This window comes from Serratia sp. FS14 (genome assembly GCF_000695995.1).
Lineage (GTDB): Bacteria > Pseudomonadota > Gammaproteobacteria > Enterobacterales > Enterobacteriaceae > Serratia > Serratia nematodiphila.
The window spans coordinates 4,961,183-4,975,658 of record NZ_CP005927.1 but is presented as its reverse complement, the minus strand read 5'-3'; the positions used below and the strand labels follow the sequence as shown (position 1 = coordinate 4,975,658).

At 64.0% G+C, this 14,476-nt stretch carries 13 protein-coding genes; 7 read left to right on the top strand and 6 right to left on the bottom strand.

The annotated features are described in order from the left end of the window. Nucleotides 1-254 precede the first annotated feature (254 nt). The 5 genes from L085_RS22840 (at nucleotide 255) to cfa (ending at nucleotide 6,353) form a co-directional block, all read left to right on the top strand. Nucleotides 255-1,922 (top strand): acyl-CoA synthetase FdrA, encoded by a 1,668-nt coding sequence (locus L085_RS22840; RefSeq protein ID WP_044032130.1) that lies wholly within the window; start codon nucleotides 255-257, stop codon nucleotides 1,920-1,922. A 9-nt stretch (nucleotides 1,923-1,931) separates the two neighbouring features. Beyond that, nucleotides 1,932-3,197 carry a DUF1116 domain-containing protein gene (locus L085_RS22835; protein WP_015376903.1) on the top strand — a complete coding sequence of 422 codons (1,266 nt, stop codon included), beginning with the start codon at nucleotides 1,932-1,934 and terminating at the stop codon, nucleotides 3,195-3,197. Between the two features lie 16 nt (nucleotides 3,198-3,213). Continuing rightward, on the top strand, nucleotides 3,214-4,083 hold the full coding sequence (locus tag L085_RS22830; RefSeq protein ID WP_044031800.1) for a DUF2877 domain-containing protein: 870 nt from the start codon (nucleotides 3,214-3,216) through the stop codon (nucleotides 4,081-4,083). A gap of 21 nt (nucleotides 4,084-4,104) precedes the next feature. Beyond that, on the top strand, nucleotides 4,105-5,007 hold the full coding sequence (locus L085_RS22825) for a carbamate kinase (protein ID WP_044031799.1): 903 nt from the start codon (nucleotides 4,105-4,107) through the stop codon (nucleotides 5,005-5,007). A gap of 194 nt (nucleotides 5,008-5,201) precedes the next feature. Then, the gene (gene cfa / locus L085_RS22820; RefSeq protein ID WP_015376906.1) at nucleotides 5,202-6,353 is read left to right on the top strand and encodes a cyclopropane fatty acyl phospholipid synthase; all 1,152 of its coding nucleotides are present in this window, start codon (nucleotides 5,202-5,204) and stop codon (nucleotides 6,351-6,353) included. Between the two features lie 125 nt (nucleotides 6,354-6,478). Here the strand turns inward: cfa and L085_RS22815 are convergent, their stop codons facing one another. From L085_RS22815 to tesA, 3 genes are all read right to left on the bottom strand, one after another. Next, entirely contained in the window at nucleotides 6,479-7,333 is an 855-nt protein-coding gene (locus L085_RS22815; protein WP_004940198.1) for a co-chaperone YbbN, read from the bottom strand. A 77-nt stretch (nucleotides 7,334-7,410) separates the two neighbouring features. After that, nucleotides 7,411-8,187, bottom strand: coding sequence for an SDR family oxidoreductase (locus L085_RS22810; protein ID WP_004940195.1), 777 nt, complete (start codon nucleotides 8,185-8,187; stop codon nucleotides 7,411-7,413). 26 nt (nucleotides 8,188-8,213) lie between these two features. Beyond that, nucleotides 8,214-8,852 carry a multifunctional acyl-CoA thioesterase I/protease I/lysophospholipase L1 gene (gene tesA, locus L085_RS22805; protein WP_162472522.1) on the bottom strand — a complete coding sequence of 213 codons (639 nt, stop codon included), beginning with the start codon at nucleotides 8,850-8,852 and terminating at the stop codon, nucleotides 8,214-8,216. On the opposite strand from tesA, the gene ybbA reads away from it, so the two are divergent. Both ybbA and ybbP read left to right on the top strand, forming a co-directional pair. Beyond that, on the top strand, nucleotides 8,823-9,509 hold the full coding sequence (gene ybbA / locus L085_RS22800; protein ID WP_004940192.1) for a putative ABC transporter ATP-binding protein YbbA: 687 nt from the start codon (nucleotides 8,823-8,825) through the stop codon (nucleotides 9,507-9,509). The two genes, tesA and ybbA, sit on opposite strands and share 30 nt — an antisense overlap. Next, nucleotides 9,506-11,938 (top strand): putative ABC transporter permease subunit YbbP, encoded by a 2,433-nt coding sequence (ybbP, locus tag L085_RS22795; protein ID WP_044031798.1) that lies wholly within the window; start codon nucleotides 9,506-9,508, stop codon nucleotides 11,936-11,938. Before ybbA ends, ybbP begins: the two co-directional genes overlap by 4 nt. A gap of 70 nt (nucleotides 11,939-12,008) precedes the next feature. Here the strand turns inward: ybbP and purK are convergent, their stop codons facing one another. From purK to L085_RS22780, 3 genes are all read right to left on the bottom strand, one after another. Further along, nucleotides 12,009-13,076: a 5-(carboxyamino)imidazole ribonucleotide synthase gene (gene purK, locus L085_RS22790; protein WP_044031797.1), complete on the bottom strand. Its 1,068-nt coding sequence runs from the start codon at nucleotides 13,074-13,076 to the stop codon at nucleotides 12,009-12,011. Next, complete coding sequence (purE, locus tag L085_RS22785) at nucleotides 13,073-13,597, bottom strand: 5-(carboxyamino)imidazole ribonucleotide mutase (RefSeq protein ID WP_004940188.1); 525 nt, start codon at nucleotides 13,595-13,597, stop codon at nucleotides 13,073-13,075. The genes purK and purE overlap by 4 nt, the downstream gene beginning before the upstream one ends. A 149-nt stretch (nucleotides 13,598-13,746) precedes the next feature. Continuing rightward, nucleotides 13,747-14,469: a UDP-2,3-diacylglucosamine diphosphatase gene (locus L085_RS22780; protein ID WP_015376912.1), complete on the bottom strand. Its 723-nt coding sequence runs from the start codon at nucleotides 14,467-14,469 to the stop codon at nucleotides 13,747-13,749. Between the last annotated feature and the right edge of the window lie 7 nt (nucleotides 14,470-14,476).

Genomic DNA, 14,476 nt, shown 5'->3' with positions numbered 1-14,476 from the left:
TTAAAAATTCGTTGAATTAAATCGTCATTGTTAGAAGTTTTTTATAAATGATTTTCCCACGTCTGGATTAACTAATATTCAGACGATTAAGTTATTTTTTCTAACAATGAATAAAGTGTGACCGCACTCACCTCTGGGCGTGATTTTAATTTGTAGCTTGATAATTAACCTTTTCGCTGGATTCAATGCATCGCCGCGCCGCCGGTGCGGGAAATATTGCCGATATTATTAAATGCTGTCGTAAGGATATCACCATGATCCATGCTTTTATTAAAAAGGGGAGCTTTCAGGATTCCGTCAGCCTGATGTTGATCTCCCGCAAACTCAGTGAGTCTCCCAAGGTTGAGGAAATATCCGTCATGATGGGGACGCCGGCCAATAAATCCTTATTGGAGGTGACCGGTTTCTGGCATCCGCAGTTTAGCGAAGCGACGCCGAACGATATTTGCGTGGCGATCAAAGCGGAGTCCGCCGACGAGTCGATCGCCGAGGAGATCGGCGCGGCGCTGGAGGCGGCGCTCAAGGCGATTGCGCAGGGCGGCCAGGGCGGTAAAAAACTGCTGCGGGCGCGCAGCTGGCGCACCGCCCGGCAGAAGCTGCCGGCCGCCAATCTGGCACTGATCTCGATCGCCGGCGAATACGCGGCGGAGTTGGCGGATCGGGCGCTGGAAGACGGCTGCAACGTGATGATGTTCTCCGACAACGTCAGCCCGGCGCAGGAAGTGGCACTGAAAACCAAGGCGCGCGAGCGTGGGCTGATCGTGATGGGGCCGGACTGCGGCACTGCCTGCATCGCCGGCGCGCCGCTGGCGTTCGCCAACGTGGCGCCCGCCGGATCCATCGGCGTGGTCGGCGCCTCCGGTACCGGCATTCAGGAGCTGATCTCGCAAATTACCCTGGCGGGACAGGGCATCTCGCACGCTATCGGCCTGGGCGGGCGGGATCTGACGGCGGAGATCGGCGGCATCAGCGCCATCAGCGCGCTGCGCATGCTGGCGGCGGATCCGCAGAGCCAGGTGCTGGCGTTCGTGTCCAAACCGCCGGCGCCCGAGGTGCGTCAGCGGGTGATCGACGAAATGAAAGCGCTCGGCAAGCCGGTGGTGGCGCTGTTCCTCGGCGCGCAGTCCGCCGTGCGTCAGGATGGCAACATCACGTTCGCCGCCACGCTGGATGAAGCGGCGCGGCTGGCGGCGATGCTGGGCTGCGTGCAGCAACAGGCGGCGCAACAGCCCGCGGTGCCCGGCGGCAAAATCGCCGGACTGTACGCCGGCGGCACGCTGGCGGCCGAATGCGCGATGTTGCTGGCGGAAAAACTGCGCTTGCCGGTGGATAGCGAACACCCGCGCGGAGCCATGCTGGTGGCCGACGGCCATCGCATCATCGACATGGGCGATGACTTTTATACCCAGGGGCGCCCGCACCCGATGATTGATCCGACCGCCCGCAATCAAGAGATCGCCCGCCTGGCGCAGCAGCCGCAGACCGGCGTGTTGCTGCTGGACGTGGTGATCGGCTTTGGCGCCCAGGACGATCCGGCGGCGTCGCTGGCGGACGAGGTGGCCAACGTGCGCGCGGCGCGCGGCGCGGCCCACCCGCTGGCGGCGATCGCTACCGTCACCGGCACCGAACAGGATCCGCAGCAGCGCTCGCGGCAAATCGCCACCCTGCAGGAGGCCGGCATCGCGGTGATGCCGTCGCTGCCGGCGGCGGTCGCGTTGGCGCATCAGCTGATTACCCCCGTCTTACCCGCACCTGAACGTGAACGGCCGGCCTTGCTGGACGGCGTCGCGGTGATCAACGCCGGGCTGCGCAGCTTCGCCGATGACCTGCAAACCAGCGACATCCCGGTGGTGCATTACCAGTGGGCGCCGGTGGCCGGCGGCGATCAACGATTAGCCAACATCTTGAAAAAATTAAAGTAAGGAACCGCTATGTACGCAACGATTGAGCAAGCAAACGCCGCCGTTATCGCCCGTATCCGCGAGGCGCGCCCGCACTGGCAGGATGTGGATCTGGCGCATCGGTTGATCCCGCAGCTGGCTGAAGGACGCAAGCTGCTGCACGCCGGGCCGCCGGTCACCTGGCAAGAGATGAGCGGTCCGGTGCGCGGTGCCTGCATCGGCGCCTGCCTGTTCGAAGGCTGGGCGCAGGATGAACAGCAGGCGCTGGCGCTGCTGGAGCAAGGGGAAATCGAGTTCATCCCATGCCACAGCGTGAGCGCGGTGGGGCCGATGGGCGGCATCACCTCGGCCCACATGCCGATGGTGGTGGTCAGGAACACCGTCCACGGCAACTACGCCTACTGCAACATGAACGAAGGCATCGGTAAGGTGATGCGCTTCGGCGCCTATGGCGAGGATGTGCAGCAGCGTCTGCGCTGGATGCGCGACTCTTTGGCTCCGGTGCTGAAAGCGGTGCTGGCGACGCTGGAGGAGGGGATCGATCTGACCGCGCTGATGGCGCAGGCGATCAGTATGGGGGACGAATTCCACCAGCGCAATATCGCAGCCTCAGCGCTATTGATGCGCAGGTTGGCGCCGGAGATTAGCCTGCTGCCTCGCGATAAGGCGGAGCTGGCGCAGGTGATGCAGTTCCTCAGCATCACCGATCAGTTCTTCCTCAATCTGGCGATGGCTTACTGCAAGGCGGCGATGGATGCGGGAGCAGAAATTGAGCAGGGCACTATCGTCACGGTAATGACCCGCAACGGCAAGAACTTTGGCATCAAGATCAGCGGCATGGGCGATCGTTGGTTCACCGCGCCGGTCAATACGCCGGAAGGGCTGTTCTTCTCCGGCTTCAGCCAGGCGGACGCCAACCCGGACATCGGCGACAGCGCGATCACCGAAACCTTCGGCATCGGTGGGGCGGCGATGGTCGCGGCCCCGGGCGTGACGCGTTTCGTCGGGGCTTCCGGCGGCATGAGCGCCGCCACCGACATCTCCGAGGAAATGGCGGAGATCTATCTTGAGCGCAACATGATGCTGCAGATCCCGACCTGGGACTTCCAGGGCGCCTGCCTGGGGCTGGATGCCCGGCGGGTGGTGGAAACCGGCATCACGCCGCTGATCAACACCGGCATTGCTCACCGCGAAGCCGGGGTCGGGCAGATCGGCGCAGGCACGGTGCGTGCGCCGCTCGGTTGTTTCGAGAAGGCGATCGAAGCGCTGGCCGATAAGCTCGGCATCACGGCGTAAGTGAACGGAGGGGCGTATGGACATTGTCGCGCTGGCCGGCAGCCGCCATGTGACGCGGGACTATGGCGCGCTGCGCTGCGTCGGCAGCTTCACCAACGCGATCAATTTCCTGACGGAAAACGCGCGGCTGCTGACGCTGCACCGCGCCGGCAGCGGCCTGAGCCCGATGGGGTGGCAGCTCGGCGCGCGGGATTTCGATCGCGTGCGGCGTGCGGTGCCGTCTGTACGACGCTGCACTTTCTCCGCCGCAGGCATCACGTTGGATGCGCTCCTTGTTCGGCCCGCCGCGACGGCGCGGGATCTGGGGCTGGCGCAGCGGGCGGCCATTGCCGATCGGCCGCTGGCGGCGGTATTGCAGCGCTGCACGGCGCAGTGCGGGTTGCACGGCGAAATCGGTCGGCTGGTGAAGCGGCCGTTAACGCCGGAGCCGGCCGGGCTGGCGCGGGATTTCTCCCGTTGGCTGCGGGGCGGCGCGGTCGACTGGCGCCATACGCTGGGCAAAGGGCCGGGGCTGACGCCGAGCAACGACGACACCTTGCTCGGTCTGTTGCTGAGCGCGCACCTCGACAGCCGCATCCAGGTCGCCGGGCTGACGCCGTTTTTCGCCCAGACGCCACCGCTGGAAGCGTTGACCACGCTGGTGAGCGCGCACTACCTGCACTACGCCGAGCGGGGCGTGTTCGCCACGCCGCTGCATATGCTGGCGCAGGGGATGCAGGTACCTAACGGTGTATCGGCGGCGGTGGCGGCGGTGCTGAACCTGGGGCATTTCTCGGGGGCGGACACGCTGCTGGGCGTGTGGCTGGGGGTGACGACGATTAACGCACTGTGCGGCGCGCGGTGTGAACATGAGGGCCGGATCGCGGATCCGGCCGGGACGGTATGATTTCAACTACGGGTGCAAACCATGAAAACCTTGGTCATTGCGTTGGGCGGCAACGCCTTATTGCAACGCGGAGCCGTGCTCTCTGCGGAAAATCAGTATAAGAGCATCGCCCTCATCGCCGACGCCATCGGCAAGCTGGCGCAGAAATACCGCATCGCCATCGTGCACGGCAACGGCCCGCAGGTGGGGCTGCTGGCGTTGCAAAACCTGGCGTACCGCGATGTGCCGCCCTATCCGCTGGATATTCTGGTGGCCGAAAGCCAGGGCATGATCGGCTATATGCTGGCGCAGCAGCTGAATGCCAGCCATCCGCAGCAGCCGGTGTCCACGCTGCTGACGCGGGTGCTGGTGGATGCGCAGGATGCGGATTATCAGGCGCTGAGCAAGTTCATCGGGCCGGTGTATGCGCCGGAACAGCGGCAGGCGCTGGAGGCCAAGTTCGGCTGGACGCTGAAGGCGGACGGCAACTATATCCGCCGGGTGGTACCTTCGCCGGCGCCGCAAAAGATCCTCGACATCGAGGCGATCACCTTGCTGCTGTCGCAGCGGCATATCGTGATCTGCAACGGCGGCGGCGGCATCCCGATGATCGCCGGCGAGCATGGGCTGACGGGCAGCGAAGCGGTGATCGACAAAGATCTGGCGGCGGCGCTGTTGGCGGAACAGGTGGGGGCCGATCATCTGGTGATCCTCACCGACGCCGACGCGGTGTACCAGGAGTGGGGCACGCCGCGCCAGCGCGCCATTCGTCGCGCCACCACGCAGGAGCTGGCGCCGATGGCGGTGGCGGACGGCGCCATGGGGCCGAAGATCATGGCGGTCAGCCGCTTCGTCGATCGCACCGGGCGGACGGCGCATATCGGTGGCCTGCAGGATATCGACGCGGTGCTGGCGGGCCAGGCCGGCACCTCTATTTTACCTTAGCTGCCTTCGGTTTATCCGCGCCCGCGTTGGCGCGGATAAGTATGCCTAAATGGCATGATTTCAATAATTTTTATTCATTTCATGATGTTGCTCGCCTTGGCTAGAGTAAAAACACCCCCGTGTTTACCGTCAAAAATTTGTCATTTTTATTTGCGACTATGCTTTTTGAAATGACATTTCGGCCAAGGATTGTTATGGATTCGCTCAGTGTTGATGAACTCGCCCAGAAGAAAGACCGCTGGTATCGCATTGTAGAGGAGATGCTGGCCGAAGCCGGCGTCGCCATCAACGGCCCGCGTGCCTGGGATATCCGGGTGCATAACCCGGCGCTGTTCAAACGCATTTTGCAGGAAGGCTCGCTCGGCTTCGGCGAGAGCTATATGGACGGCTGGTGGGAATGCGAACGGCTGGACATGCTGTTTACCCGCATTCTGCAGGCCGGCGTCGATGAGCGGCTGCCGAAAAGCCTGAGCGACATCGCGCGCATCGCCTATGCCCGGCTGTTCAACCGCCAATCGCGCAAGCGCGCCTGGCAGGTGGGCAAAGAGCATTACGACATCGGCAACGACCTGTTCCGGGCGATGCTCGATCCTTACATGCAATACTCCTGCGGCTACTGGAAAGAAGCGCAAACGCTGGAGCAGGCGCAGCAGGCCAAGCTCAGGATGATCTGCGAAAAACTGCAGCTGAAACCGGGCATGACGCTGCTGGATATCGGCTGCGGCTGGGGCGGGTTGGCGCAGTTTGCGGCGCAAAACTACGGCGTCTCGGTGCACGGCGTGACCATTTCAGCCGAGCAGCAGAAGCTGGCGCAGGCACGCTGCGCCGGGCTGGACGTCGAGATCTTGCTGCAGGATTACCGCGATCTGGATCGTCAGTTCGATCGCATCGTGTCGGTCGGCATGTTCGAGCACGTCGGGCCGAAAAACTACGAGACCTATTTCAGCGTCGCGGCGCGTAACCTGAAGCCCGACGGCCTGTTTTTGCTGCACACCATCGGTTCCAATCAAACCGACCTTAACGTCGACGCCTGGATAGACAAATACATCTTCCCCAACGGCTGCCTGCCTTCGGTGCGGCATATCGCCGAGGCCAGCGAAGGGCGTTTCGTGATGGAGGATTGGCACAACTTCGGCGCCGATTACGATCGCACGCTGATGGCCTGGCTGGAGAATTTCAAACGGGCGTGGCCGGAATTGGCGGGCGGTTATTCCGAGCGCTTCGAGCGCATGTTCACTTATTACCTGAACGCCTGCGCCGGCGCGTTTCGTTCGCGCAACATTCAGCTGTGGCAGGTGTTGTTCAGCCCGGCGGGCGTGGAGGGCGGGGTGCGGGTCTATCGTTGATATCCCTGCGTCTTTTCCGCCGCATCGTTGTTGGCTGCACGTTCGATCCCCTGGTCACTTAGTTATCTAAGCTCCCAGGGCTTCTCACGTTTGCCGCCTGGATGCAGCTTCAGGTATGACGGATATCAGTACAGCAGGGAGTACAGCTGGCGGCGATATTTAGCGGCCAGCGCGTCGCCGGTGCCGAGTGCGGCCAGAATGTCCATCAGGGTCTTGCGCGCGTTGCCGTTGGCGGCGGCCAGATCTTTCTTCAGATGCCCCATCAGCAGTTCCAGCGCTTCTTCGTTACGCCCGACCTGATGCAGTTGCAGCGCCAGCTGCACCGCCAGCTCGACGTTGTCCGGCTCTTGCTGCACCTGCTGTTGCAGCTGTTGGATTTCCGGCGTGTCCGCTGCCTGCTTCAACAGTTCAATCTGCGCCACCAGGCCCTGATAGCGCGTATCGCGATCCTGCAGCGGGATAGTCGCCAGCACCGCTTCAGCGTCTTCGCTGCGGCTGAGCGCGATCTGCGTTTCGGCCAGCGTCAGGCCGATGTCGCTGCGCTGCTGGCTGCTCTGCCAGGCGTCTTTCAGCAGCGGCAGCGCTTCGGCGGCGTTGCCGGCGGCCAGCAGTTCCTGCGCCTGCGCCAGTTTCAGATCTTCTTCCTTCGGCAGGAAACGCTGCAGCAGGTCACGGATCGCTTCTTCCGGCTGCGGGCCCTGGAAGCCGTCGACCGGTTGGCCGTCTTTAAACAGGTAGACCGTCGGAATGGAACGCAGCCCGAATTGGGAGGCGATCATCTGTTCGGCGTCGCAGTCCACCTTGGCCAGAATGAACTGACCGGCGTATTCCGCCGCCAGCTTGTCCAGCACCGGCGTGAGCTGCAGGCAGTGTTGGCTGCGCTCGGACCAGAAGTAGAACAGCACCGGAATGGACATCGACTGTTCCAGCGTCTGGTGCAGGTTAGTTTCGTTAATATCAACAACAGCTTGAGCTAGCATCTTTTTTCTCTCTGATCGTGCGGAGCCATGGGGTGTAAATGGGGGCGCGCCGCCATTCTTCAACCCCGTCGGGCGAATTAAGCGTTGCTGCGCAGCAGCCAATCCAGACAGCGGCCCGGCAAAATGCGGCGCAGCACGCTCATCGCGTGCGCCAGCAGGGTGACCGGATAGCGCAGTTTGGCGCGTGGGCTTTCCAGCGCGTGGCGCAGTTTGGGCAGGATGGCCTCCGGCGGCAGCGTCAGGCGCTTGGCGATGCCGGGGTTGTGCACCGGCTTGTCGCTCTGCGCCTGGTTGACGTTCTGGCTAAAGTGGGTGGAGATCGGCCCCGGTTCGATCAGGCTGACCTGAATGCCGCTGCCGTGCAGTTCCATGCGCAGCGCGTCCGACCAGGCTTCCAGCGCGAACTTGCTGGCGGCGTAGGCGCCGCGCCCGGCGCTGGAGACCAGGCCCATCACCGAGCTGGTCTGAATGATGCGCCCTTCGCCGTGCGGCAACATCGCCGGCAACAGCAGCTGGGTTAGCTGGTGGGTGCCGAACAGGTTGGTGGCGAACTGCCGCTCCAGCTGGCTGCGCGAAATGCGGCTGAGCGGGCCGTAAACGCCGAACCCCCCATTATTGAACAGGCCGTACAGGCGGCCGTCGGTCAGCGCGATCACCTCGGCGGCGGCGCGCTCGACACTGGCGCTGTCGTCCAGATCCAGCTCGATGCCTTCCAGCCCGAGCTGGCGCATGTTTTCCACGTCCTGCGGCTTACGGCAGGCGGCCAGCACCCGGTAGCCGCGGTTGCGCAGATCCTGCGCCGCAATCAATCCAATCCCGCTGGAACAGCCGGTTATTAATACCGCTTTTTGCATAACTTTACCTAGTGTACGACCCTAATTTAGTGAGACTCATGCTTTACTAGCGGTTCCAGGCGCTCCGCCATCCAGGTGGCGATAAACGGCTGAGCGTCCCCATTGGGGTGCAATCCGTCATCCTGCATCCATTCCGGCTTCACCACCACCTGTTCCATATAGAACGGCAGCAGCGGAATGTTGAACTGCTTGGCCAGCGCCGGGTAGACGGCGCCGAACGCTTCAGTATAGCGGCGGCCGTAGTTCGGCGGGATGCGGATCTGCATCAGCAGCGGCTGCGCGCCGGCCTGCTGCACCAACGTGATGATTTGGCCGAGATCGCGCTGTACGTCCTGCGCCGGGAAGCCGCGCAGGCCGTCGTTGGCGCCCAGCTCGATCAGCACCCAGCGCGGCTGATGCTGTTTCAGCAGCGCGGGCAGACGCGCCAGCCCCTGAGCGGCGGTGTCGCCGCTGATGCTGGCGTTGACCAGCTGCGGCGCGCCCGGTTTTTTCTGCCACTGTTCGGCCAACAGCGTCGGCCAGGCCCGCTCGATCGGCAGGCGATAGCCGGCGCTTAAACTGTCGCCCAAAATCAATAAGGTATCGGCGGCGGCAGCGCGTAAACTGAATAATCCCAACAGCAAAAGGAAGGGAAGATGCCAGCGGAAAACGTTCTTGAAGTTCATCATCTTAGTAAACACGTTGGTCAAGGTGAGCATCAGCTCACCATCCTTACCGGAGTCGAGCTGCTTGTCAAACCCGCGCAGACGATCGCCCTGATCGGCGAATCCGGATCGGGGAAATCGACCTTGCTGGGCATTTTGGCCGGACTGGACGACGGCAGCGAGGGCGAGGTGCGTTTGCTCGGCGAGTCGCTGACCGCGCTGGACGAAGAAGGCCGCGCCGCGCTGCGCGCCAGGAACGTCGGCTTCGTGTTTCAGTCGTTCATGTTGGTGCCGACGCTGAACGCGCTGGAGAACGTGCAGCTGCCGGCGCTGCTGCGCGGCGAGAGCGACAGGCAGAGTCGCGAGCAGGCGGTGCAGTTACTGGAACAGTTGGGGCTGGGCAAACGTCTCGATCACCTGCCGGCGCAGCTGTCCGGCGGCGAGCAGCAGCGCGTGGCGCTGGCGCGCGCCTTCAGCGGCCGGCCGCGGGTGCTGTTCGCCGATGAACCGACCGGCAACCTCGATCGTCAGACCGGCGATCGCATCGCCGACCTGCTGTTCTCTCTCAACCGCGATTTCGATACCACCCTGATCCTGGTGACCCATGACGAAACCCTGGCGGCGCGCTGCCAGCGGCGGCTGCGGCTGCGTGAAGGCAAGCTGTGGGAGGAAGCATGATCTGGCGCTGGTTCTGGCGCGAATGGCGCTCGCCGTCGCTGCTGATCGTGTGGCTGGCGCTGACGCTCTCCGTCGCCTGCGTGCTGGCGCTGGGCAGCATCAGTGATCGCATGGACAAAGGGCTCAGCCAGCAGAGCCGCGATTTTATCGCCGGCGATCGGGTGCTGCGCAGCGCGCATCCGGTGCCGGAAGGCTGGCTGCTGGACGCGCAGCAGCAGGGGCTGAAGGTGAGCCGTCAGCTGTCGTTCACCACCATGACCTATGCCGGCGATCGGCCGCAGCTGGCGGACGTGAAAGCCACCGATTTGGCCTATCCGCTGTACGGCAAGCTGGAAACGCGCCCGGCCAACATCAAACCCGAACCGGGCAGCGTGCTGGTGGCACCGCGTTTGCTGGCGCTGCTGAACGTGAAAGTGGGGGATTCGCTGGAGGTGGGCGATACCACGCTGCGCATCGCCGGTGAAATCATTCAGGAGCCGGACGCCGGTTTCAATCCGTTCCAGACCGCGCCGCGCATCATGATCAACCTGGCGGACGTTGATAAGACCGGCGCAGTGCAGCCGGGCAGCCGCCTGACCTACCGCTACATGTTCGCCGGCGCCGAGCCGGATATTCAGCGTTACGAAGCGCGGCTGACGCCGCAGTTGACGCCGGATCAGCGCTGGTTCGGGCTACAGGAATCCGGCAGCGCGCTCGGCAAGTCGCTGCAGCGCTCCCAACAGTTCCTGCTGTTGTCGGCGCTGCTGACGCTGCTGTTGTCGATCGCCGCCGTGGCGGTGGCGATGAGCCACTATTGCCGCAGCCGCTACGATCTGATCGCGGTGCTGAAAACCCTTGGCGCCGGGCGCGGCGCGCTGCGCAAATTGATCGTCGGCCAGTGGCTGGCGGTGATGGCGCTGGCGGCGGCGTGCGGTGGAGCAATCGGGCTGGCGTTTGAAGCGTTGCTGATCCGCCTGCTGAAGCCGGTATTACCGGCTGCGTTGCCCGCCGCCGGCGCCTGGCCGTGGCTGTGGGCGCTCGGCGCGCTGGTGCTGATCTCGCTGCTGGTCGGGCTGCGACCGTATCGCCAACTGCTGGCCACCCAGCCGCTGCGGGTGCTGCGCCGCGACGTGACGGCCAACGTCTGGCCACTGCGCTACTTCCTGCCGGTGACGGCGGCGATCGTGGTGGCGCTGTTGGTGGCGCTGATGGGGGCCAGTACGCTGCTGTGGGCGATTTTGGCCGGTATGGCGGTGCTGGCGTTGCTGTTGGGCGGCATCGGTTGGGGCAGCCTGCTGCTGCTGCGCCGCATCACGCTCAAGAGCCTGGCGCTGCGGCTGGCGGTCAATCGCCTGCTGCATCAGCCGTGGGTGACCATCAGCCAGCTGGCGGCGTTCTCGCTGTCGTTCATGCTGTTGGCGCTGCTGTTGGTACTGCGCGGCGATCTGCTCGAACGCTGGCAGCAACAGCTGCCGCCGGACAGCCCGAACTATTTCCTGCTCAACATGACCGAGGCGCAGGTGCCGCAGGTGAAAACCTTCCTGCAGCAGCACCAGATCAAGCCGGAAACCTATTACCCGATCGTCCGGGTGCGCCTGACCGAGATAAACCAGCAGGTGGCGACCGAGCGGGTGCATGAAGACGATCCGGGCGGCGAGGCGGTGAACCGTGAGCTGAACCTGACCTGGCTGGCTGAACTGCCGGATCACAATCCGCTGGTGGCGGGCAATTGGCCGCCGAAAACCGGTGAGGTTTCGATGGATGAAGGCATCGCCGGGCGGCTGAAGATCAAGCTGGGCGATACGCTGACCTTCAGCGGCGATACCCAGGCGTTCAGCGCCAAAGTCACCAGCCTGCGCCAGGTGGATTGGGAAAGCCTGAAGCCGAACTTTTACTTTATCTTCCCGCCGGGCGCATTGGACGGCCAGCCGCAGACCTGGCTCACCAGCTTCCGCTACGACGGTGACGGCCAGATGCTGACCCAGCTCAATCGCCAGTTCCCGACGCTCAGCCTGCTGGACATCGGCGCGATCCTGAAACAGGTCGGCGGCGTGCTGCAACAGGTCAGCCGCGCGCTGGAAGTCATGGTGGTGCTGGTGGTGCTGTGCGGCGGCCTGCTGCTGCTGGCGCAGGTGCAGGTCGGCATGCGTCAACGCCGCCAGGAGCTGGTGGTGTACCGTACGCTGGGGGCCGGCAAGCGGCTGCTGCGCCGCACGCTGTGGTGCGAGTTTGCTCTGCTGGGGTTGGTAGCGGGCATCGCGGCGGCGGTGGGCGCCGAGGCGGCGCTGTGGCTACTGCAGAGCCGGGTGTTTGACTTCCCGTGGACGCCGACGCCGGTGCTGTGGTGGGCGCTGCCGCTGGCCAGCGCGCTGCTGCTGTCGTTGTGCGGCGGCTGGCTGGGCGTGCGCCTGCTGCGCGGCAAGGCGCTGTTCCGCAGTTATGAGGGGTGATGTTGGCTTAGTTCGATGAAAAAAGGGGTTAGCTTAAGGCTAACCCCTTTTGCTTTCGGTGGCGTGCGCTTTAGGCCAGCTTCTTCTGTGCCCAGGCCAGCCCGCTTTGGTACTCGCCCGGCAGCAGCGGCACCAGCGCCTGCAGCGCCTGGCGCAGATCGGCGGCGCTCGGATCGTTCAGATTGAGGTGGCCGACCTTGCGGCCCGGGCGCACCTCTTTCTCATACCAGTGCAGATGCACCAGCGGCAGCGACAGCCACTGTTCGTTGACGGCGGTGCCGATCAAGTTGACCATCACCGATGGCGTGCTCACCACCGGCTGCGGCAGCGGCAGGCGGAGGATGGCGCGCAGGTGCAGCTCGAACTGACTGATGGACGCGCCGTTTTGCGTCCAGTGGCCGCTGTTGTGCACGCGCGGCGCCAGTTCGTTGATCAGCAGCCGATCGCCGACGATAAAGCACTCCATCGCCATCACGCCGACGTAGTTCAGCTCGTTCAGGATCGCCGCCAGCATCTGCTCGGCCTGTTGCTGCAGCGCCGGGTTGGGCTGCGGCAGCGCCACGCTGGTGCGCAGGATGCCGTCTTCATGCAGGTTATGGGTCAGCGGGTAGAATACCGAACGGCCGTCGTGGCCGCGCGCGCCCACCAGCGATACTTCGCCGGAGAAATTGATGCCTTGCTCGACGATGCACTCGCCATAGGCGTCGGCCGGCAGTTCGGCTTCCTGGCCCGGGCGCAGGCGCCACTGGCCGCGGCCGTCATAGCCGCCGACCCGGCGTTTGACGATCGCCAGCTCGCCCAGCGAAGCGAATACCTGCGGCCATTCGGCGGCGCTCGCCAGCAGCTGCCACGGCGCGGTCGCCAGGCCGAGCTGGTCGAGCAGCTGTTTTTGCGTCAGGCGATCGGCCAGACGCGGGAAGATGTCGCGGTTGACGAAGGCGCTGTGGGTCGCCAGTTCGCGCGTCAGCGCGGTTTCCGGCCAGCGTTCGATCTCGGCGGTAATGACGCTGTTCTGATACGGCACCGCCTCGGGTTCGGCATCGATGCCGATGGGGTAGACGGCGATGCCCAGCGGTTCGCCGGCCTGGCGCAGCATGCGCCCCAGCTGGCCGTTGCCCAGTACGCAAACCGGCTTCATGCGTCCTCCCGCGGATCGGGGTGGTTCAAAACGTCTTCAGTCTGCGCCTGACGCCAGTCCGCCAAACGCTGCGCCAGCGCGGCGTCGTGCAGCGCCAGGATCTGCATCGCCAGCAGCCCGGCGTTGGCGGCGCCGGCTTTGCCGATCGCCAGCGTCCCCACCGGAATGCCGCGCGGCATCTGCACGATGGAGTAGAGGCTGTCTACGCCGCTCAGCGCGGCACTTTGCACCGGCACGCCCAGCACCGGCACCAGGGTTTTCGCCGCCAGCATGCCCGGCAGATGCGCCGCACCGCCGGCGCCGGCGATGATCACGTCAAAGCCGTTGGCGGCAGCCTGCTCGGCGAAGCTGAACAGCTTGTCCGGCGTGCGGTGAGCGGAAACGACTTCGACATGGAAGGGGACATCGAGTTGGGTCAGGACTTCGGCGGCGAACTGCATGGTGGCCCAGTCACTTTTCGATCCCATTACAATTGCGATTTTAGCCCCGGCATTGGCGGCTGAAGCGGCGTTGGCTCCCATGGGTGTAAGGCTCCTGTGATTTGTCTGGCGTCGGCTGAGGGCCGAATGAGGGCGTAGAGCATACCATGAGCGCACGGCGAGGAAAACGGTTGCGTCGCCGGTTTTCACCGGCGAAAGCGCGAATTTTCACTCGCGCGCCTGCGCGGAACTCAGAATGGGAATTGGATCAGCTCGACGGCGTCGGCGCTGACTTTGATCATCGATCCTTCGACGTGCCAGGCACCCAGCACCGCGCGATGGGCTTCGCCGTTGCTCAGCGCCAGCCGGTGCACCGCCGGGCGATGGGTATGGCCGTGGATCATCCAGTGCACGTCGTGGCGCAGCATCGTTTGCTCGACCGCCTGCGGGTTGACGTCCATGATGGCTTCCGACTTGTACTGGTTGGATTGCTGGCTGCGGGCGCGCATGTTGGCGGCGATCTTCAGTCGCCAGCGCAGCGGCAGCGCGAGGAACAATTTTTGAATCAGCGGGTTGTGCACTTTACGGCGGAATTGCTGATAGGCTTGATCGTCGGTGCACAGGGTGTCGCCGTGCAGGATCAGGATCCTGCGGCCGTACAGTTCCAGCACTTTTTCTTCCGGCAGCAGCTGCATGCCGCTGGCGCGGGCGAAGCGCTTGCCGAGCAGAAAATCGCGGTTGCCGTGGATGAAATAGCAGGGCACGCCGGCCTGTTGCAGCGCTTTGAGCGCCGCGGCGATCTCCGCGTGCAGCGGCTCGGGATCGTCGTCGCCGATCCAGGCTTCAAACAGGTCGCCGAGGATGTACAGCGCGTCGGCGTGCACCGCTTCGCGCCGTAAAAAACGCAGAAAACCGGCAGTGATTGCCGGTTCCTGTGCGCACAAGTGCAGATCTGCGATGAACAGCGTACTCATGCAGCCG

Coding starts and splice junctions, on each gene's coding strand:
- L085_RS22840 (WP_044032130.1), top strand. CDS start 255: ATGATCCATGCTTTTATTAAAAAGGGGAGCTTTCAGGATTCCGTCAGC.
- L085_RS22835 (WP_015376903.1), top strand. CDS start 1,932: ATGTACGCAACGATTGAGCAAGCAAACGCCGCCGTTATCGCCCGTATC.
- L085_RS22830 (WP_044031800.1), top strand. CDS start 3,214: ATGGACATTGTCGCGCTGGCCGGCAGCCGCCATGTGACGCGGGACTAT.
- L085_RS22825 (WP_044031799.1), top strand. CDS start 4,105: ATGAAAACCTTGGTCATTGCGTTGGGCGGCAACGCCTTATTGCAACGC.
- cfa (WP_015376906.1), top strand. CDS start 5,202: ATGGATTCGCTCAGTGTTGATGAACTCGCCCAGAAGAAAGACCGCTGG.
- L085_RS22815 (WP_004940198.1), bottom strand. CDS start 7,333: ATGCTAGCTCAAGCTGTTGTTGATATTAACGAAACTAACCTGCACCAG.
- L085_RS22810 (WP_004940195.1), bottom strand. CDS start 8,187: ATGCAAAAAGCGGTATTAATAACCGGCTGTTCCAGCGGGATTGGATTG.
- ybbA (WP_004940192.1), top strand. CDS start 8,823: ATGCCAGCGGAAAACGTTCTTGAAGTTCATCATCTTAGTAAACACGTT.
- tesA (WP_162472522.1), bottom strand. CDS start 8,852: ATGAACTTCAAGAACGTTTTCCGCTGGCATCTTCCCTTCCTTTTGCTG.
- ybbP (WP_044031798.1), top strand. CDS start 9,506: ATGATCTGGCGCTGGTTCTGGCGCGAATGGCGCTCGCCGTCGCTGCTG.
- purK (WP_044031797.1), bottom strand. CDS start 13,076: ATGAAGCCGGTTTGCGTACTGGGCAACGGCCAGCTGGGGCGCATGCTG.
- purE (WP_004940188.1), bottom strand. CDS start 13,597: ATGGGAGCCAACGCCGCTTCAGCCGCCAATGCCGGGGCTAAAATCGCA.
- L085_RS22780 (WP_015376912.1), bottom strand. CDS start 14,469: ATGAGTACGCTGTTCATCGCAGATCTGCACTTGTGCGCACAGGAACCG.